The sequence below is a fragment of the Amycolatopsis sp. MtRt-6 genome (genome assembly GCF_017308975.1).
Lineage (GTDB): Bacteria > Actinomycetota > Actinomycetes > Mycobacteriales > Pseudonocardiaceae > Amycolatopsis.
Genome location: NZ_JADWPD010000037.1, coordinates 43,460 through 61,412, shown reverse-complemented (window position 1 = coordinate 61,412; position 17,953 = coordinate 43,460). Strand labels below are relative to the sequence as shown.

General features: G+C 71.2%; 18 protein-coding genes. 5 read left to right on the top strand and 13 right to left on the bottom strand.

The features are described 5' to 3' along the window. Nucleotides 1-7: 7 nt before the first annotated feature. From I4Q55_RS41570 to I4Q55_RS41545, 6 genes are read right to left on the bottom strand one after another with little or no spacing between them, the layout of a single operon-like run. Nucleotides 8-1,450 carry an aldehyde dehydrogenase family protein gene (locus I4Q55_RS41570; protein ID WP_206796050.1) on the bottom strand — a complete coding sequence of 481 codons (1,443 nt, stop codon included), beginning with the start codon at nucleotides 1,448-1,450 and terminating at the stop codon, nucleotides 8-10. Further along, nucleotides 1,447-1,791, bottom strand: a complete 345-nt coding sequence (locus tag I4Q55_RS41565) for a hypothetical protein (protein ID WP_206796049.1) — start codon at nucleotides 1,789-1,791, stop codon at nucleotides 1,447-1,449. Before I4Q55_RS41565 ends, I4Q55_RS41570 begins: the two co-directional genes overlap by 4 nt. Then, the gene (locus I4Q55_RS41560) at nucleotides 1,784-3,682 is read right to left on the bottom strand and encodes a primary-amine oxidase (RefSeq protein WP_206796047.1); all 1,899 of its coding nucleotides are present in this window, start codon (nucleotides 3,680-3,682) and stop codon (nucleotides 1,784-1,786) included. The genes I4Q55_RS41565 and I4Q55_RS41560 overlap by 8 nt, the downstream gene beginning before the upstream one ends. 18 nt (nucleotides 3,683-3,700) lie before the next feature. After that, on the bottom strand, nucleotides 3,701-5,116 hold the full coding sequence (locus I4Q55_RS41555; RefSeq protein WP_206796045.1) for an APC family permease: 1,416 nt from the start codon (nucleotides 5,114-5,116) through the stop codon (nucleotides 3,701-3,703). 18 nt (nucleotides 5,117-5,134) lie between these two features. Then, nucleotides 5,135-5,443, bottom strand: a complete 309-nt coding sequence (locus I4Q55_RS41550; protein ID WP_206796044.1) for a hypothetical protein — start codon at nucleotides 5,441-5,443, stop codon at nucleotides 5,135-5,137. 26 nt (nucleotides 5,444-5,469) lie between these two features. Continuing rightward, a complete protein-coding gene (locus I4Q55_RS41545) occupies nucleotides 5,470-6,720 on the bottom strand; it encodes an NAD(P)/FAD-dependent oxidoreductase (protein WP_206796043.1) in 1,251 nt (416 codons plus the stop codon). A gap of 180 nt (nucleotides 6,721-6,900) precedes the next feature. Between I4Q55_RS41545 and I4Q55_RS41540 the strand changes: the two genes are divergently transcribed. The 4 genes from I4Q55_RS41540 (at nucleotide 6,901) to I4Q55_RS41525 (ending at nucleotide 10,977) form a co-directional block, all read left to right on the top strand. Further along, entirely contained in the window at nucleotides 6,901-7,971 is a 1,071-nt protein-coding gene (locus I4Q55_RS41540; RefSeq protein WP_206796042.1) for a maleylacetate reductase, read from the top strand. A gap of 73 nt (nucleotides 7,972-8,044) precedes the next feature. Continuing rightward, nucleotides 8,045-8,953 carry a dioxygenase gene (locus I4Q55_RS41535; RefSeq protein WP_206796041.1) on the top strand — a complete coding sequence of 303 codons (909 nt, stop codon included), beginning with the start codon at nucleotides 8,045-8,047 and terminating at the stop codon, nucleotides 8,951-8,953. Nucleotides 8,954-9,232: 279 nt separating this feature from the next. After that, entirely contained in the window at nucleotides 9,233-10,297 is a 1,065-nt protein-coding gene (locus I4Q55_RS41530; protein WP_206796040.1) for a sensor histidine kinase, read from the top strand. Continuing rightward, nucleotides 10,294-10,977 (top strand): response regulator transcription factor, encoded by a 684-nt coding sequence (locus tag I4Q55_RS41525; RefSeq protein ID WP_206796039.1) that lies wholly within the window; start codon nucleotides 10,294-10,296, stop codon nucleotides 10,975-10,977. The genes I4Q55_RS41530 and I4Q55_RS41525 overlap by 4 nt, the downstream gene beginning before the upstream one ends. On the opposite strand, the gene I4Q55_RS41520 is transcribed toward I4Q55_RS41525, so the two are convergent. Genes I4Q55_RS41520 through I4Q55_RS41500 form a run of 5 tightly spaced genes read right to left on the bottom strand, consistent with a single transcriptional unit; the run spans nucleotide 10,920 to nucleotide 15,556 of the window. Beyond that, a complete protein-coding gene (locus I4Q55_RS41520; protein WP_206796038.1) occupies nucleotides 10,920-11,408 on the bottom strand; it encodes a poly-gamma-glutamate biosynthesis protein PgsC/CapC in 489 nt (162 codons plus the stop codon). The genes I4Q55_RS41525 and I4Q55_RS41520 overlap by 58 nt on opposite strands. Further along, nucleotides 11,402-12,592, bottom strand: a complete 1,191-nt coding sequence (gene pgsB / locus I4Q55_RS41515; protein ID WP_206796036.1) for a poly-gamma-glutamate synthase PgsB — start codon at nucleotides 12,590-12,592, stop codon at nucleotides 11,402-11,404. The genes I4Q55_RS41520 and pgsB overlap by 7 nt, the downstream gene beginning before the upstream one ends. Continuing rightward, nucleotides 12,589-13,635, bottom strand: a complete 1,047-nt coding sequence (locus tag I4Q55_RS41510; RefSeq protein ID WP_206796035.1) for a hypothetical protein — start codon at nucleotides 13,633-13,635, stop codon at nucleotides 12,589-12,591. The genes pgsB and I4Q55_RS41510 overlap by 4 nt, the downstream gene beginning before the upstream one ends. Then, nucleotides 13,632-14,636: a hypothetical protein gene (locus I4Q55_RS41505; protein WP_206796033.1), complete on the bottom strand. Its 1,005-nt coding sequence runs from the start codon at nucleotides 14,634-14,636 to the stop codon at nucleotides 13,632-13,634. Before I4Q55_RS41505 ends, I4Q55_RS41510 begins: the two co-directional genes overlap by 4 nt. Then, nucleotides 14,633-15,556, bottom strand: a complete 924-nt coding sequence (locus I4Q55_RS41500; protein WP_206796031.1) for a hypothetical protein — start codon at nucleotides 15,554-15,556, stop codon at nucleotides 14,633-14,635. The genes I4Q55_RS41505 and I4Q55_RS41500 overlap by 4 nt, the downstream gene beginning before the upstream one ends. Before the next feature lie 131 nt (nucleotides 15,557-15,687). Here I4Q55_RS41500 and I4Q55_RS41495 point away from each other — a divergent pair, with 131 nt between their 5' ends. After that, nucleotides 15,688-15,837 carry a hypothetical protein gene (locus I4Q55_RS41495; RefSeq protein WP_206796029.1) on the top strand — a complete coding sequence of 50 codons (150 nt, stop codon included), beginning with the start codon at nucleotides 15,688-15,690 and terminating at the stop codon, nucleotides 15,835-15,837. On the opposite strand, the gene I4Q55_RS41490 is transcribed toward I4Q55_RS41495, so the two are convergent. Then, entirely contained in the window at nucleotides 15,834-16,925 is a 1,092-nt protein-coding gene (locus tag I4Q55_RS41490; RefSeq protein WP_206796027.1) for a sensor histidine kinase, read from the bottom strand. The two genes, I4Q55_RS41495 and I4Q55_RS41490, sit on opposite strands and share 4 nt — an antisense overlap. Further along, complete coding sequence (locus I4Q55_RS41485; RefSeq protein ID WP_206796025.1) at nucleotides 16,922-17,575, bottom strand: response regulator transcription factor; 654 nt, start codon at nucleotides 17,573-17,575, stop codon at nucleotides 16,922-16,924. Before I4Q55_RS41485 ends, I4Q55_RS41490 begins: the two co-directional genes overlap by 4 nt. Between the last annotated feature and the right edge of the window lie 378 nt (nucleotides 17,576-17,953).

Below are 17,953 nucleotides of genomic sequence, written 5' to 3'. Positions count from 1 at the left end.
GCGCTCCTCACAGGACGATCGTGACGGTCTTGGCCTCGGTGTCGGCGAGAATCCCTTCGTAGCCCAGCTCACGGCCGACGCCGCTGGCCTTGAGCCCGCCCCACGGCAGCTGCGGCGCCAACGGCGACCAGCCGTTCACGCCGACCGCGCCCGCCTGCAGTGCCGCGGAGACGCCGTGGGCCCGGCCGACGTCGCGGGTCCACACGGTGGCGGCCAGCCCGTAGTCGCTGTCGTTGGCCAGCGCGATCGCCTCGGCGTCGTCGTCGAACGGGATCACCGTGCCCACCGGCCCGAAGATCTCCTCGCGGGCGATGGTGAGGTCGTTGGTGCCGGCGAAGACGGTCGGCCGCACAAAGAAGCCCGGCCCGTCCGGCTTTCCGCCGCCCGCGACGAGCTTGGCGCCCTCCTCCTGTCCTTGGTGGATGTAGCCGAGAACGCGTTCGCGTTGCCGGGCGTTGATGAGCGGCCCCATCGTCGTGTCCGGGTCGAACGGGTCGCCCAGCACCTGCGCTACGGCGGCGTCGGCGAGCCCGTCGAGGACCGTGTCCAGCACCGTGCGCTGGACGAAGATCCGGCTGCCTGCGGCGCAGACCTGGCCCTGGTTGGTGAAGATGCCCATGGCCACGCCCTGGACCGCCGCGGCGAGGTCGGCGTCCTCGAACACGATCTGCGGGGACTTCCCGCCCAGTTCGAGGGTGGTGCGCTTGAAGGTGTCCGCGGAGTTGCGCAGGATCCGCCTGCCGGTCTCGGGGGAACCGGTGAAGCTGACCTTGTGCACGCCGGGGTGGACCGCGAGAGCCTCTCCGGTCACGCTTCCGATGCCCGGCAGCACCTGCACGACGCCCGGCGGGAAACCGGCTTCCGCCACCAGCGTCGCCAGGTGCAGGATCGCCAGCGAGGCGTCCTCGGCGGGCTTGACGATGACCGTGTTCCCGGCCGCCAGTGCCGGGGCGAGCTTCCAGCCGAGGATCATCAGCGGCGAGTTCCACGGCACGATCGCGGCGATCACGCCGACGGGCTCACGGCGGGTGTAGGAGTGCGTCGCCGCGCCGAAGTAGCCGTCGGTGCTCAGCTGCTCGCCGTTGATCTTGTCCGCCCAGCCCGCGTAGTACCGCAGCGAGGCGGCCAGGTTGGGCACGAACAGGCCCTGCGCGATCCCGGCGGGCGCGCCCATCTCGCTCGACTCGAGCCACGCAAGCCGGTCGGCGTCCCGCTCCACGAGGCCGGCGAGCCGGTGGATCAGGGCGCCCTTCGCCGACGGCGGTGTCTCCGCCCAGTCCCCGCGCAGGGCACGCGTGGCCGCCGCGACCGCCCGGTCGACGTCGGCCCGCCCGGCCGAAGCGACCTCGGTGAGCGGCTCGCCCGTGGCGGGGTTGAGCGTGGTGAAGGTTCCCGCTCCCCCGCGCACCCAGGCCCCGTCGAGGTACAGGTCGGTGGTGAAGGCGGTCATGACTGCTCCTGTTCCGGTGCACGGTGCCGCAGCGCGTACCAGACGCCCGCCACGACAAGGATTTCGACGACGGTGAGCACGGCGAGCGAGCCGTGGCCGCCGTGGGCCCGCGCCATCAGCGCGAGGTGGACCAGGACCATCGCCGCGGCGGTGGCGCCCAGCATGACCAGCGCCCGGGTGCTGTCGTGGCGCCAGACGCGCACGGCGCACGGCACGCACGCCACGGCCATCACCGCGAACACCACGGCGAGGCCGGGATCGGCCGGCACGGCACCGGCGTGCGCGACGGCGCCCAGCAGCGCCACCGCGGCCAGCCAGGCCCGCAGCGCCCGGTCACTCATGGCACTCGCACCCGGTGTGCCGCTTGCTCAGGTCGGGCACGTCGAGGGTCGGGTTGCGGTCGAAGAAGCCGTCCGGCTTGAGCTTGAACCCGGCGTGGTCGACCGGCATGATCGGCCAGTCCTCGGGCCGGACGTAGTGCGTCAGCCCGAGCGTGTGCCACAGCACGACGTCCTCGCCGTCGACCGGCCGGTTGTTCGCCACGTAGGCGGGCAGGCCGTCGCCACCCGGGTTCTGGTTGACCGTGTAGCCCGACGGCCACAGCTCGTCCCGGTCGTACTGCGTCACCCACAGGTGCTTGCGGGCAAAGGCCGCCCGCCGGGAGATGGGCGCGCCGGGATCCGCGAGGAGGGCCGGCTGCCCCTGCGGGTGCAGGACATACGCCGTCGGCCGGCCCAGCCGGTTGGTGTGCTCGGCGCTCGACACTTCCCAGACCCGGCCGAGGTGGTTGGCCGCGACCCGCTGGGCCTCGGCTTCGGTGCGCAACCGTGTGCGCTTGCGGCCGATCGCGTTGCCCCACGGATTGCCCTCGCCCATCGGGACCGGCGCCACTTCCAGCTCGTCGACGTGGTTGCGCACGCCGTCCACGGTGAGGTCCAGCCGGACGGAGAACAGGTGCTGGTGCACCGGCGCGCCAAGGCCGGGGGCCAGCTCGGCGAAGTACGGGTCCTCGCCGTCGTAGCCGGAGGGGAACGGGATGCCGGTGGCCTTGACCTCCAGCTCGATCGTGCCGTCGAGGGTGAAGTACCAGTAGAAGCCGTAGTCGTAGTTGCCGACGGTGCCGAAGAACGACACGACCAGGCGACGCTGCCGCCGGGTTTCCGAGGTGCCGGTGAAGATGTCGTTGTGCTTCCACAGCACGCCGAAGTCCTCTTCGTGGATGCAGATCGCGTTGCGGATGGTCTTCGGCTCGCAGTGGTCGTCGACCACCACGGCGTCGGCGTAGGTGATCTCGCCGAGACAGTCGCAGCCCAGTTCCAGCGAGTTCGCCAGCCGCCCGAACTGGTACTCGCCGAGGTCGAAGTAGTTCTGCCAGCCGTGCGTCGGCCCGGGATCACCGTAGTTGACCACCATTTCGGCGACCGAGGCCCGGTAGACGATCGGCCGGCCGCCGTAGGAGATCTGGTGCAGGGTCAGGCCTTCGCGGCCGTTGAAGCCGACGCGGATCCGCCAGTTCTGCCAGCTGAGCACACCGTCTTCGAAGGTGAAGGACACGCCTTCGGGCTGGGTGATCTCGATCGGCTTGAGGTCGGTGCGCCGCGGGCCGCGGACGGCGTCGTGCAGGTAGTCACCGGACTCCTGCGGCACGTGCTCGACGTGGGTCTCGACCACGCGCAGCACCTTGCGGTTGCCGACGTCGACGTGGGCGATGACACCGCCCACCGGATGGGCCCACGGCGGCTCGCCCGGGTGCTCCTGGTGGAACGACAGGACCCGGTACACGCGGGTGCCGACCTCGTCGTCGTACCCGAAGACGCCGGCCGACAACGGCACCGCCCGGACCTTCCCGACGTCGGTGATCCCGCGTTTGGCGACCGCGTCGAGCCAGCGCTGGTCGGCCTTCACGATCTCGTCCACCAGGTCGTAGTCCTCGTCCAGGCACGGACCGAACCCGGCCGCCGCCGGGTCGAGTTCCGTGCGCGAAACGACCTGCCCTGCCTCGAGGTCGACGACGGCGCTGCTCAGCGACAGCGGGTCCAGCTCGGTCAGCAGCACGGAGACCTCACGCGGCAACGCGCTCGTGCCGTCCCAGGCGAGGACGTCCTCCTTGTGCGGTTCGCGGAGCATGACGTAGGAGAACCGGGTGTGTTCGCAGGTGAGGCCGGCCTCGTCGAGGATCTTCCGCGTGGCCCGGATCTCGTCGGCCGTCAGCGCGGACAGGGGGTGCGGCATGGTTTCTCCCTCGGGGTTTCAGGCGAGCACGGCGACGGCCGGTTCCGCGCGCCGGGCGCCGGTCCAGCCGAGCACGAAGACGACGGGCACGGAGGCGAGCAGGAGCCACACGGTGAGCGCGCTGCCGCCGGTGAGGACCCCGAAGTTGCCCACCACGAACACCAGCACGCCGAGCATGAGCACGGTGGCCAGCGCCGGGGCGACGAGCCCGGTCCAGACGCTCGCGCCGGCCGGGTTCCGGCGGAAGTAGGCCACCACCGCGATCGAGGTCAGGGTGTAAAGGACGACGAGGGCGGCGACGGCGAGCCCGCTGAACCAGCTGAAGAGGGTGGCGATCGGGTTCACGCCCAGTGCGGCGAAGGGCACGATGGCCGCGGCGGCGAGCAGCGACTGCGTCAGCGAGGCGGCCGCCGGGGCCTGGTGCCGGTTGGTCCGTTCGAGGCGGACCGGGAAGATCCCGCCGCCGGCCATGGCGTGGAAGTACCGCGTGACCATGTTGTGGAACGCGAGGACGCCGGCGAACAGCGAGCTGCACAGCAGGGCGTCCGCGACCGTCCCCGCCCAGGTACCGAGCACGTCGTTCAGCGGGGTGAGGGCGAAGACCGCGGGATCGCCGCTCAGTGCGGTCAGGGCGGCGTCCTGAGCGTGCGCGGCGCCGTAGTAGGTGATGAGCATCCACGTCACCAGGGCGAGGAAGGCCGCGATGAGCACGACGGCGACGTAGGTGGCCCGCGGCACGGTCCGCCGGGCGTCCTTGACCTCGGCCGAGTAGATCGCGGTGGACTCGAACCCGAACATCGACGCGATGCCGAACATGATCGCGATGCCGGGCGCGCCGGCCAGCACCGCGGCCGGGCTGAAGCTGGCCGGGACGTCGAGGGCCGACAGGCCGCGCGTCGCCAGGACCGCGACGGCGAAGACGACCAGGAGGAGCACCTCGCACGCGACCAGCACGGCGAGCACCCGGGCGCCGAGCTCGATCTTGCGGGAGCCGAGGAACCAGACGCCCGCGATCGCCAGGCCGACCCACAGCCACCACGGCGTGCTCACCCCGAACTGCCGCGAGACCAGCCCGGCCAGGCTCACGCCGAAGAGCCCGTACATCGCGCACTGGACCGTGTTGTAGGACAGCAGCGCGAGCAGCGAGCCGCCGGACCCGGCCCGCCGGCCGAGGCCCGCCCGGATGATCGCGAAGAACCCGCCGCGGGTGTCGACGTGGCGGGCGATGGTCGTGAAGCCGATCGCGAACACGACGATGATCAGCCCGACGACGAGGTAGGCCCCGGGCACGCCGGCCCCGTCGCCGAGCGCGACGGCGAGGCCGGCCGCGCCGACGATGCCGGTCAGCGGGGCCTGTGCCGAAAGGACGAAGAACAACAGGCTGGGAACGCCGAGGGCGTCCTTTTTCAAGCTGGTCTGGGGTGTGTCCGACATGGGTCTCTCCGGTGGTGGTCAGCGGGGGCTGATCGCGAGGTGGGGCATGGCGCCGGCCTCGATTTCGACGCCCTCGAGCACGCGGGCGAAGTCGGTGAACGCGGGGATGTTCGCGGCGTCTTCGTTGGCCGCGCGGGCGTCGTCTTCGGTTTCGTAGACCCAGACGTCCACCCAGGAGCCGTCCGGCCGCCGGGCGAGGACGGGCACGGCGACGAGCGCCGGATGGGCGGCTTCGACCGCGGCGACGGCCGCCGACCGGAGCCTGAGGAACTCCTCCTCCGGGGTGTCCTTGACGCGGTAGGTCACGAACTCGACGAAACGGGACATGGTCGGCCTTCCTGGCTGGGAGCGGTTCACCGGCTGAGGAGGCGGCGCGCGGTGGCGAGCCCGCTTTCGATGGCGCCGTCGATGAATCCGGCCCAGCCGGTGGCGTAGTCGGAGCCGGCGAGGTGGACCCGGCCGTGGGGCCGCCGGAGCGCCCGCACCTGCCGGAGCTGCCCCGGACGCAGCATGGGCCACGTTTCCCTGGAGAAGCGGTCGTCGACCCAGTCGTGGCCGGCGGTGCCGACGACTTCGAGGTCCGGGCGCCAGATCGCGAGGGCCTTGGCCACGCCGTCCACGTCGCCGGGACGCAGGCGCGCGGCTTCGGGACCGAAGGCGACCAGGACCGAGTCGCCGTCGACGGCGTACTCCTTGTGCGCGTAGGTGAGTGGGAGGTCCTTGCCGCCGAAGGCGAGGAACGGCTCGACGTCCCCGCGCACCTTGATCCAGGTCTTCAGGCCCTGGGACGCCTGGCTCGTGACCCCGGCGAAGGCGTCGAACCGGATGCTCCCGAGGACATTGAGCGGAAGGGTCACCACGACGTCGGCGGCCTGGCGGGTTTCGCCCGATTCGGTCGTCACCGTCACGCCGTTCGCGTTCTGGGTCACCTCGGTCACGACGGCGCCGAACCGGATCTCCGCCGCGCTGTCCGCGGCCATCGCCTCGGCCAGGCTCTTCGTGCCGTGCTTGAGCTTGATCGTCGAACAGGCCTCGAAGAGCAGCTGCCAGCTGCCCGACGCCGCGGCGCACCAGCGCCACGCCTGGGTCAGTGCCGCGGTTTCCGGCGGGGCGTTGAAGTTGAGGGCCCACATGCCTTCGAGCAGTTCCCGCTCGTCCTCGGGCAGGCCCAGCGTGGCGATGCGGTCGAGCACCGATTCGCCGTCGAGGGCGTCGAAGTCCTCGCGCAGGAAAGGCTCGAACCAGTCACGGCTGCCGGCGAGCACGGCGGTCATTCCCGGGTCGAAGAGCGCGAGGAGCTCGTCCGGGGTTCCTTCGCGCACGCGGCCCCCGGTGTGCCAGTACGCCCGGTCCGGGATCGGGCTTCGCGTGACTTCGAGGCCGTAGCGGGTGATTTCGGCCCAGACGTGCGGCTGGGTCCAGTGCACCCACGTGCCGCCCATTTCCAGGGGGAGCCCGAACCGGGTGTCGGTCCAGGTTCGCCCGCCGATCCGGTCACGCGCCTCCAGGACGAGCACGGACCGGCCGCGCCGGCTCAGTTCCCTGGCGGCGGTGAGCCCGGCGAAGCCGGCACCGATGACGATCACGTCGCTCTGCTGATTCATGGTTTGCCTTCGTGGTGGCGAACGGGGACGCGGACGCATCCGGGTGAGGCGCGGTACGCCGGGGTTTGCGGCGCCTGCCTGGCGAGCGGTGCCCACGAGAGTGCGGGCTCCCGGCAAACTTGTCAAGTGGATAGTTTGCCGCGTAGCTTCCCCGTAACCACGAGGAGCCGGGAGCCGACCATGCGTTTCGTCCACGACACACTGCCGCAACGGATCCGGTTCGCCTCCGGCGAAGCGGCGGCGCACCTGGCCGCGGAAACCACCGCCCGCGGGTGTTCGCGGGTCATGGTGATCGCGGCCGAGTCCGAAAAGGACACCGCGCGGCGCGTGGCGGGCAGCCTGCCGGTCGCGGTGTGGCACCACGAGGTCGCCCCGCACGTCCCGGTCGAGGTCGCGCACCGGGCCCGCGCCGCGGCCGCCGCCCACGACGTCGACGCGCTCGTTTCCGTGGGCGGCGGCTCGACCACCGGGCTCGCGAAAGCCGTCGCCCTCACCACCGGCCTGCCGATCATCGCCGTCCCCACCACCTACGCCGGCTCCGAGGCGACCGACGTCTGGGGCCTGACCGACGCGAACCGCAAGACCACCGGGACGGACGCCCGCGTGCTCCCCCGGACGGTGGTCTACGACGCGTCACTGACGCTCACGCTGCCGGTCCGGCTGTCGGTGGCTTCGGGGCTGAACGCGCTGGCGCACTGCGTGGACGCGCTGTGGGCGCCCCGCGCGAACCCGGTCAACGCGGCACTGGCCGGCGAAGGGATCCGCGCGCTCAACGCGGGACTTCCGCGGGTGGCCGACGATCCCGGCGGGCTGCCCGGCCGCGAGCAGGCCCTCTACGGCGCCTATCTGTCCGCGGTGGCCTTCGCCTCGGCCGGTTCCGGGCTGCACCACAAGATCTGCCACGTCCTCGGCGGCATGTTCGACCTGCCCCACGCGGCGACGCACGCGGTGGTCCTGCCCCACGTCCTCGCGCTGAACGAGTCCGCCGCCCCCGAGGCGGAACGCCGCATCGCCGCCGCGTTGCACGCGCCGTCGGCGGTCACCGGGCTTTCGAAGCTGCGGGCCCGGCTCGCGGCGCCGGTCGCCCTGCGGGACCACGGCATGCCCGAAGCCGGGATCGGACCGGCTGCCGAAGCGGTGCTTTCCGTTGTCCCGCCGGGGAATCCCGCTCCGGTCGACATCGAGAGCCTCACGGCGCTGGTGCGCGCCGCCTGGGCCGGGACTGAAGAAATCCCCTACCCGCACAGGTGACAGTACCGATTCCGGCGCGCCGGAGCCCCTTCTACCGTCGGCACCGACAGTGCGCCGAGGTCGAGGAGGACCAGTGCCCGCCACCCGCACCGCCGAACCGGCCGACCGGCAGCACGCCCGCGAACAGGAACTGCTGGAACGCGTCGTGCGTTCGTTCGACAGCTGTGCCGACGTCCGGCTGCGGGAGCTGCTGACCGGGCTCGTCCGCCACCTGCACGCGTTCGTCCGCGAAGTCCGGCTCACCGAGCAGGAATGGGCCGCGGCCGTCGAATTCCTCACCCGCTGCGGTGAGATCACCGATGACAGGCGCCAGGAATTCATCCTGCTGTCCGACGTGCTCGGCGCGTCGATGCAGACGATCACCGTCGCCAACCCGGCCTGCGGCAACGCCACGGAAGCCACCGTGTTCGGCCCGTTCTTCGTGGCAGACGCACCGCGGATTCCGCTGGGTGGCGACATCGCCGGACCGGCCACGGGCGAGCCGTGCTGGGTCGAGGGCACGGTCACCGGCACCGACGGAGCTCCGCTGGCCGACGCCCGGATCGAAGTATGGGAGGCCGACGCCGACGGGCGGTACGACGTGCAGTACGACGACGGGCGAACCGCCGGCCGCGCGCACCTGTACACCGACGAGCACGGCCGCTACCGGTTCTGGGGCGTCACCCCGACGCCCTACCCGATCCCGCACGACGGCCCGGTCGGCCGGCTGCTCGAAGCGGCGGGCCGGTCCCCGATGCGGGCGTCCCACCTGCACTTCATGGTCAGCCACGCCGGCCACCGCACCCTGGTCACCCACATCTTCGTCCGCGGGGACGAACTTCTCGGGCAGGACAGCGTCTTCGGCGTCCGGGAGTCCCTGATCCGCGACTTCGCACAGCAGGAGCCGGGAACGCCGACGCCCGACGGGCGGCCGGTCGAGGGCACCTGGTCACGCGTGCGGTTCGACATCGTGCTCGCTCCCGCGGAGACACGGCGTCCATGACGGCCTGCGCGACCGGGGCGCAACCCGGCCCGTAGCCTGCTCGCCGGGTGGGAGCAGTTCCGCCCACCCGGCCGGGCGACGGCAGCCGGGTGGCGGGTGGTCGCCGGCTTCGAGACGCGGCAGGCTGGTCCGCGGACGAGGCAGCCCCGATGTTCCCCGCCTCGTCCGGCAACGTGGTGGAGAGCCGCGGAACCACCCCCAGCTCTGCGGCTCTCCACCGCGATCGCTCGACCGTCTCGAGCTGGGGCCGGCTGCCGCGATGGCCGCGCGAGGAGTGACATGACCGCTTCCTGGGTCGAAAAATGCGAAGCACGGTGGAACCGCCTGGGCCCGCGACGGCGAGAGCTGCTCCTCGACGCCGCGGCGGTCCTGGTCTGGGGCGGCCTGACCATCGCCCTGTCCCCGGATGCCGAGACCCGGTGGTGGGCGGCCGGCGCCGCGGCCCTGCTCGTGGCCAGAAGGCGCACGCCGTCGGCCGTGCTGGCCGGCGTGATGTCGATCCAGCTCCTCACGGTGGGCGATGTTTTCTTGGCGCTGTGGTGCGCGGCCTACACGGTCGGCGCGCGGGGCCGGGCGGTTCCCGGCGTCCTGGGGGTCGCTGCCGCGTCACTCGCCTACGTGGTCCTGGCCTGGGATCCGGCCGACCTCGTCGACGGCGCCTCGGATGCCGGGTTCCAGATACTGTTTCCCGCTCTGCTGGGGGTGTGCGTCCGCCGCTTCCGGCAGCAGGCCGCGTTGCACCGTGAGCGTGCCGTCACGCAGGAACGCGACCGGATCGCCCGGGAGATGCACGATGTCCTGGGGCACAAGCTGAGCCTCATCTCGTTGCAGGCCGGCCGGCTCGAACTCGGCGGCAAGGCCGATGCCCGGACCGCCGAACTGCTGGGTGCGACCAGCCGCGAGGCCATGCAGTCTCTCCGTGAGATCATCGGCGTGCTGGACGCCGATCCCCGCCCGAAGTCCGTGCCGGATCTCGTCGAATGCTCGCGCCTGACCGGCATGCGCATCGAGTCCCGGGTGGACGATCGGATGGCCTCGCTGCCCAAGACCTTGTCCGACGCGGCGTACCGCATCGTGCAGGAGGCGTTGACCAACGTGCACAAACACGCCGGGCCGGTCGATGTCGAAGTGGAGTGCCAAGTGGCACCGGACCGGGTTCGGCTGCTGGTCAGGAACGGTCCCGGCGCCCGGCCCCCGGCCACCCACGGTGTCGGGACCGGCCGGGGCCTGCGCTCTCTCACGGCACAGATCCGGACGCTCGGCGGCCACTTGTCGTACGGACCGACCGGCGACGGCGGTTTCGCGGTCCACGCCGTGCTGGCGACGAGGGCGGGGAACGCATGATCTCGGTCATCGTCGCGGACGACGAACCGCTGATCAGGTCCGGCATCCGGGGTCTGCTCGAGACCGCGGACGACGTCGAGGTCGTCGCGGAAGCGGGCAGCGGGACCGAGGCGCTGCTGCTGGTGCGGCGCCATCGGCCGGACGTCGTGCTGATGGACATCCACATGGCCGATGGCGACGGGTTGTCGGCGGCGGAGCTGGTGTGCCGCCACGTCCCGTCGACGGCGGTCGCCATGCTGACCACGTTCGGCTACGACAAGTACGTCCACCGCGCACTGCGTTCGGGAGCCCTCGGCTTCCTGCTCAAGGACATGCCGCCCCAGGCCCTTCTCGGCGCCGTGCGGGCGCTCGCCGCGGGTGGCGCGTTCCTCGCGCCCCAGGTGACCCGCTCGCTGCTGACGACGTTCACCGAGCGCGATCCGGAACGCGTCGAGCGGGCCCGCGCCCGGCTGGCCGTCCTGAGCGCCCGGGAACGCCGCGTCCTGACCATGCTGGCGAACGGGCTGTCGAACACGGAAATCGCCCGCTCTGCCGGGATGAGCGAGGGCTCGGTCAAAGCCCACGTCAGCCGGATGCTCGGCAAACTGGACTGCGGCAACCGCGTGCAGCTGGCCATGATCGCTTACGACGCCGACTGCGGCAGCAGGTTGAGCAGCACGCCGGAGAGCAGGACGACGTAGGCCAGCAGCGTGACGATGCCGGTCGAGGCCAGGGTGGCCTTGATGGGCTGGCGGACGCACTGGTAGGCGATCAGGCCGGGCACGATGAAGCCGAGTGTTCCGCGGGAGAACAGGAACGGGTGGTCCTTCAGCAGGAAGAGGAAGATGGTCAGCTGCAGGAACACGCCGAGCAGCAGAACGGCCGCGAAGAGCCGCTTGCCGTAAAGGATCACGAACTTCTGCAGCAGCCGGGCGCCGAAGTAGGTGCCGACGGTGACCGCGGCGATGATCCACAGCCTGCGCGGGTCGGTGATGAGAGCCAGGGCGAGCCAGCCCGGCGTGATCATCCCGCCGGGTGACAGGTTGGACAGCAGGTAGCAGCCGAGCGAGAACACCAGGCCGATGGCGATGCCGAGCACGGCCACCTCGGCCGTCACGGTGGCGGTCAGCACCGCGTTCCCATCTTTGCCGCGTTTTCCAAGTGGTGCACCAGCTTTTCTCCTTGGCCGTGGATGTTGCCGATCGCCACAAGCGACGCGTCGTGGTCGATCTGGTCGACGATGGTGCGCAGGATTTCCTCGACCGGACGGTTCGCGCCGCCGAGGTCGAAGACCTGGCCGCGCCAGCCGGCCGGGACCTTGGCCAGCGCCGACCTGGTGGGGTGGCCGATCGCGAAGAGCTTGCCGGTGCGCAGTTCGGCCACGATCTCGCCCATCTGGCCGTTGCGTTCGACGCGGTCGGGCCGGCAGTTGACGAGGGTGAAGACGGGTTCCTGGATCCGTCCCTGCTCGATGAGCTCCCGCACGTTCATCACCGTGGAGCGCGGATCGTTGGCGGCGAACACGTTGGCGAAGCGCAGCGACTTGCCGTCGAAGTCGTAGGACTTCACCGTGAGGACACCGGGATCGGGTGGCGCGTCCCACATGCCTTTCAGCGCCTGTTCCCGGGGCACACCGAGCAGCCGCGCGACTTCGAGGGAGATGGCGACGTTCTCCTTGAAGCTGTGGTAGCCGAACCCGGCCATTTCGTCGTCGGTGACGTCGCCGGAATCGACGGCGATCAGCCGGCAGGACCGCTTGTCCGCTTCCTCCTGGAGAACGGGCAGCAGGTCGCGTTCGGCCGTGACGCAGACGCCGCCGACCGGCATGGACCGGGAGAGCGAGCGGGCGACGTCCTCGAGGGTGGGACCCATTTCCTGGAGGTGGTCTTCGCGGACGTTGCTGAGAACGCCGATGGTGGATCGGATGAGCTTGGTCTGGTTGATTTCCTGCAGCGGCGGCATGACGGCCATGCATTCCATGACCAGGACGTCCGGCTGCGCGGCGGCGGCCTGGCGGACGATGCCGATCTGCTCGACGACGTTGGCGATGCCGAACTTCCGGTGCACCGGCTCCTCGGTCGCGTCGGGGTGGATGAACCGGGCCGCGGTGCCGGTGGTCTTGGCGACCACGGTCAGGTCCCCGGCGCGCAACGCTCCCGCGCACAGCCGGGTGACCGAGCTCTTGCCGCGGATGCCGTTGACCAGGATCCGGTGGGGGATGGTGTCGAGGTTGCGTTGGTGCCGGCGCTGTTCGATGATGCCCGCGACGAGCAGCACCACGAGCGCGAGGCTGAAAACCGTGTACAGGAAGGTCATCGGTGCCCTCCGGCCCGATCGCGCCGGATCCGTTCGAGGTCGCGTGCGACGAGGCCGAGGTGGTCGTAGCGGCGGACGATCACCGGTTCGCCGGTGTCGCCGCGGGCGAGCCGGCCGGCCGCCCTCGCCAGCGCGGACAACGGGCTGACGATCACCACGTAGAGCCAGCCGAAGACGACGACGGTGAGGACGGCGATGACGGCCCCGAGCAGGATCAGTTCGCGCTTCTCGGCGGAGTGGGGCAGCGTCAGCGAAGCTTCCGGCCGGTCGGTGACGACCGTGAGGCCGGTCTGCCGGGTCGGCTGGGTGCTGGTGACCGGCGCCCAGCTGACCGCGTGCCGCTCGCCGTCCACTTCGCGCAGAGCGTGGCCAGGCCCGCCCGCGGCGTCCTTGGCGGCTTGCTCCAGGTCCGGCCGGGTCAGGGGTTCGAACGCGGTGAAGCCGGTGGTCGCGCCGATCACCTTCCGGTCGGCGTCGAGCAGCCGGGTGTTGCCCGGACCCGCCAGGGACAGGGGCCTGATCAGCGCGTTCGGCTTGAACTCGGCGATCAGCCTGCCGGCCTTGTCCCCGGTGACGGGTGCGGAGACGAACACCCGCGGTGAGACGCCCTGCGGCGGGCCGACCGCGAGAGCCGGTTTGTCGGCGGTCTTGACCGCCGCGGCATCGACGTCCTCCCCGGCCTTGGCGCGTACCTCGCCGCTGGGCGCGAGATAGGCGACGCCGCGATACCGATCACGCGTGGACACCAGCTGTGCCAGCAACTTGGACGGTGTTTCGGTGTCCTTGAGCACCCGGATCCCCGCGGCAACGGCGTTCAGGTCGGACACGCCGCTGTCCAGCGAGCGTTGCAGCTGGCGCGCGGCCAGTGCGGTGCGTGTCTGTTGTTCGGCCGCGACGCTCTCGGGGATCGGGTCGACCAGCCAGGAGGACGGCGCGGTCGCGACGGTGACGGCGGCGCCGAGGAAGCCTGCGGCGCCGAGGGACCACGTCAGCAGCGCCAGCGGGAAGAACCTCGGGCGAAGGTGGCCAATGCGGGTAGTCATCGTTCCTCAGTCGGTTTCTTGCGGGTGCGGGTGAACGCGGTCGCGACCTGTCCTGCTTCCCCGTGCTTCGGTGCCTTCGGCACGTCTCGGCCGGCTGCCTCGGCAACCCGCCTGAGCAGCCGGACGGGGCGCAACAGCACGAAGTAGAGGACCGCGAAAACGATCACGGTGAGCGCGGCGAGCACGGCGCTGGCCGTGACGGCACGCCGGCGAGAACCGTCGCTGGGCGCGGCCGTGTCGTTGGTCGCCTGGTTCGACACCACGGTCCAGCCGAGTGTGTTCGAAGGCCGTTTACCGCCCAGGGATGCCCAGGCGACCACCTCGTGCCGGTCGGCGACCTGCTGGACCCGGCTGCCGGAGGTGCCCTCGCCGGGCTCCATGCCCTGGTCGACGACTCCGCCCGGGGGCGTGCGATTGCCGGTGCCGACGATCACCGCGCCGGATTTGTCCAGCAGCCACGCGCCTTCCGTGCCGGCCACCGCGAGCAGTTCGCTGAACCGGTTCGGATCGAGGTGCCCGACCAGCAGGTACTTCGCGTCGGCCGCCTTGCCGACCGGGGTGTACTGCACGATCTGCTGTGCGGTACCGACCTGGGCCAGCCGCGAACCGGCCTCGCTCGGCATCGGCTCGCCGAGGACCGCGGGCTGCGCGGGTTCACCGACCTGGGCGACCACCACGCGGCTGGCCCGGTCGAGGACGTAGAGGGACTTCCACATCCGGCTCTTGAACGGGATCAGGAGGGCCCGGTTCCGCTGGCTCATCGACTCGTCGACGACGGTGGCGATCTCCGCCAGGCTGCTCAGCCCGCCGTTGAGCGACCGGGCGATGGCCTGCCCGGCCGCCACCGTGCTTTCCCGCCTGCCGTCGAGGACCGACTGGGGAACCGGGGAGAAATCGCGCGGCCGGGACATGTAGACCCCGGCGGTGACCGCCAGCACCAGGAACAGCACCAGTCCGGCGATCCACGGCGCCCGTACGCCGGGTACCCGCCGCGTGCTCATCGGCCGGCCGCCTGCCGCGCGAGGGCGGACACGACGCGGTCGCGTGCTTCGGCGGTGAACCTGGTGTCCTGGGACACTTCGACATGCACAAAGTCGCCGCCGTGTTCGGCGACCCACTTCGCCTGGACGTTGGTGGTGGCTTCCAGGCCTTCGCACCCGGTGACCCAGGACAGGCACACCGAGAGCCCGGCGTCCTTGAGCCGCTGTGCCGTCTGCTCCGCGTACGGGCTGTGGAGGTGGGGACCCGCGGAAACGACCACGTCGCTGTCCGGCGCCGTTTCGTTCCGGAAGCCGTGCAGCTGCATCACCGGAACCTTGCGCTGTACCAGAAGTTCGTGCACCGTCTCGAATACGCTTTCGTTCGTGTGAGCCATGTCGGCCTGCTTGTCCGGCGCCGCCCGGCGGTGCGCGCCGGCGATCACGAGCACCGAGCCGGGGACCTGCCGGAACAGGCCGACGCCGAGCTGCTCGCTGCCCAGATCCGCTTTCGGGTGAGGTACTTCGACGCCCAACCGGGCGGTGGCGGCCTCGTCGATCAGGATCCGGCCCCAGCCGCGTGACCGGTCCGCGCTTTCGGAAACCTCGTAAAAGGTCCGCTTGGTCGCGGTGTCGACCCGCTTGGACAGCCGGTACCCGACGGGGGCCAGCGCCTCGTTCGCGTCGACCAGCTTTCCGTTCAGCGCGAGCTCGACGCCGTATTTGATCGCCTCGCGCTCGGCGGGAGACGGCTTCGAGTAGCCGGATTCGGCCGACATCCGCTCCGCGAACTGCCCGAGGTCGGCCGCCAGGTCGACGTCGCTGCCGGCCGGCTGTTCGGGCTTGGTGGTGGCGCCCGGCATCAGGAGCAGGACGAGCGCCACCACGCCGGTCACCGCCAGGACGCTGGTCGACGCCCAGATGGCCGTGCGGGAGTGCTTCATGAATTCGACATTCCACGATCACGCGTCCCGGCGCCGCAGGATGTAACTATCGGCCCGCCCGTACCCGACGACCGACGGGCTGAGCCGGGCCATGCGGCGCTCGGGCCGGGCGGCGGACCGCCGGGTGGCCGGTGAGCGGGCCGAGGAAGGCGCTGCGGTACTGGGCGTCGGTCACCGTCGAGGCGGCGAAGTACCGGCCGGGGAACGCGGCGATGAACGCGACCGCCGGGGCGGTGCGGACCAGGAGCCGGGCGGCCGGCCGCGCACCACGGCGGCGCTAACGGCGCCCGTCGGCGAGGGGCAGACGCAACTCGAGCCGGAAGCCGCCGTCGGCGGTCGGTGCGGCTTTGACGGTGCCGCCGAGCAGGGCGGCGCGTTCCCGGATACCGACCAGTCCGTGGTGGGCGCTGGGCAGCGCCAGCGTCGGGCGGGTCGGCGGGGTGTTGGTGACGGTCACCGCGAGATCGGTGTCGTCGTGGGTGATGTCGACCGTGGCGCGGCTGCCCGGGGCGTGCTTGCGGACGTTGGTCAGCGCTTCCTGGATGGTGCGGTAGATGGTGCGCTGGACCGCGGTGTCGATGCCTTCGGGCGCGGCACCGGTCATGGTGGTCTCGATGCCGCTGCCCGCGACCAGCTTGTCCAGATCGGACAGCGTCGGCTGCGGGGTGAGCCCCGTGGTGTGACTGCCGGACGCGCGGAGCAGGTTCACCATGTGCCGGAGCTCGTCGAGGGTGTCCACGGACAGCTTGCGGACTTTGTCGGCTGCCGCCTTCATGTCCGGGTCCCGGGTGGACACTCCCATCGCGCCCGCCTGGACGGCGATCAGGCTGACCTGGTGGGAGACCACGTCGTGCATTTCGCGGGCGAGCTGGTTGCGTTCGGCGGCCAGGATCGCCTGGGCGTCCAGCACGCGTTCGTGCTCGCGCGCGGCCCGGATGTCCGCCAGCCGCAGCGCCAGTTCCCGCTGGGCGTGGACGAGCCTGCCGAAGAAGATCGGTGCCGCCGCCGTCATGGTCGCGTAGATGATCATGAGCCCCGTGTCGGTGCGCGAGTAGGAGAACTCCAACCCCGGGAAGAAGTACCCCACCGCGGCGACGAGCCCGCAGGCGGCGAGCAGAACCCGGTGCGAATACCGCACCGCGACCGCGTAGAGCGCGAAGAGCGTCGCGATCACGGAACCGACGAGCACGAGCGCGGGCAGGGTGAGCACGAAAACGGGAACCGGCCACCGCCGGTGGAACAGGAGCGCGCCGACCGCCAGGATGACCACACCGATGTCCCAGTACTCGGTGGGCCGGTTGAACACCGCGTCCAGCGCGGCGACGGCGATCAGGCCCGCTTCGGCGAGCAGCGCCCGGGTCCGGTTCACGGTCCGGTGCCCTCGAGCAGGCCCGCGCGCTGCGCGACGAGCGCGGCCTGCACCCTGCTGCCGACCTCCAGCTTGGTGAGGATGGCGGAGACGTGGTCCTTGACCGTGCCGACGCTGACGTGGATCCGCTGCGCGATGTCCGTGTTCGACAGACCGTCCGCGATGAGGACAAGCACCGCGCGCTCGCGTTCGGACAGCCGGTCGACCTGCGTGGCCGCGGCCGAGCCCGCCCCCGAGTCGAGATAGCCGTCGACGACGGTGCGGGTGACCTTCGGCGAGAGCACCACTCCCCCGGCGGCCAGGGTGCGGACCAGCTGGGCGAGCTGCTCGGGCGCGGTGTCCTTGAGGATGAACCCCGCCGCACCCGAACGCAGCGCGGTGGCGATGTACTCGTCGGAGTCGAACGTCGTGAGCATCGCCACAACCGGCGGGGTGCGCAGGCCCCGCAGCTGCCGCAGGACGGTGAGCCCGTCGACGTCGGGCATCCGGATGTCCAGCAGCACGACGTCGGGCGCGTGCAGGCTGACCTCCTTCACCGCCTCCCCGCCGGTGACGGTCGCCACCACCTCGATGTCACCCGCCGCCTGCAGGATGAGGCGGAAGCCCGAGCGCACCAGCTCCTCGTCGTCGACCACGATCACACGAACCATGGCACCAGTCTCGCCGGAACCGGGTCACGCCTGCCACCCGGGGCCCGGCGACTCGCACCCGGCCGATCGGCTGGACGTCGGCAGCCGGTCGGCGGGGAGTCCGGGGCCGGGTAGCGGCCGGCCGCCCCCAGGCACGACCCCGGATGGGGAGCGAACCTCGTTCGACACGTCTCTCACCCGGCCGGGTGAGAGACAGGTCGGGCCCGGAGTAGTCCTCACTGGACGATTGACGAGGAGGATCGTCACGTCTGCCGTGGTATGTCCGGCCGCGGCGACCGACCGTCCTTTGAGGAGTAACGCTCGTCTGATCGCCCCGTGGAGTATCGGGGCGGGTCCAGCCATGCGGCTGCACACCAGCAGTCGGGTGGGGGTGGTCGC

Coding starts and splice junctions, on each gene's coding strand:
- I4Q55_RS41570 (WP_206796050.1), bottom strand. CDS start 1,450: ATGACCGCCTTCACCACCGACCTGTACCTCGACGGGGCCTGGGTGCGC.
- I4Q55_RS41565 (WP_206796049.1), bottom strand. CDS start 1,791: ATGAGTGACCGGGCGCTGCGGGCCTGGCTGGCCGCGGTGGCGCTGCTG.
- I4Q55_RS41560 (WP_206796047.1), bottom strand. CDS start 3,682: ATGCCGCACCCCCTGTCCGCGCTGACGGCCGACGAGATCCGGGCCACG.
- I4Q55_RS41555 (WP_206796045.1), bottom strand. CDS start 5,116: ATGTCGGACACACCCCAGACCAGCTTGAAAAAGGACGCCCTCGGCGTT.
- I4Q55_RS41550 (WP_206796044.1), bottom strand. CDS start 5,443: ATGTCCCGTTTCGTCGAGTTCGTGACCTACCGCGTCAAGGACACCCCG.
- I4Q55_RS41545 (WP_206796043.1), bottom strand. CDS start 6,720: ATGAATCAGCAGAGCGACGTGATCGTCATCGGTGCCGGCTTCGCCGGG.
- I4Q55_RS41540 (WP_206796042.1), top strand. CDS start 6,901: ATGCGTTTCGTCCACGACACACTGCCGCAACGGATCCGGTTCGCCTCC.
- I4Q55_RS41530 (WP_206796040.1), top strand. CDS start 9,233: ATGACCGCTTCCTGGGTCGAAAAATGCGAAGCACGGTGGAACCGCCTG.
- I4Q55_RS41525 (WP_206796039.1), top strand. CDS start 10,294: ATGATCTCGGTCATCGTCGCGGACGACGAACCGCTGATCAGGTCCGGC.
- pgsB (WP_206796036.1), bottom strand. CDS start 12,592: ATGACCTTCCTGTACACGGTTTTCAGCCTCGCGCTCGTGGTGCTGCTC.
- I4Q55_RS41510 (WP_206796035.1), bottom strand. CDS start 13,635: ATGACTACCCGCATTGGCCACCTTCGCCCGAGGTTCTTCCCGCTGGCG.
- I4Q55_RS41505 (WP_206796033.1), bottom strand. CDS start 14,636: ATGAGCACGCGGCGGGTACCCGGCGTACGGGCGCCGTGGATCGCCGGA.
- I4Q55_RS41500 (WP_206796031.1), bottom strand. CDS start 15,556: ATGAAGCACTCCCGCACGGCCATCTGGGCGTCGACCAGCGTCCTGGCG.
- I4Q55_RS41485 (WP_206796025.1), bottom strand. CDS start 17,575: ATGGTTCGTGTGATCGTGGTCGACGACGAGGAGCTGGTGCGCTCGGGC.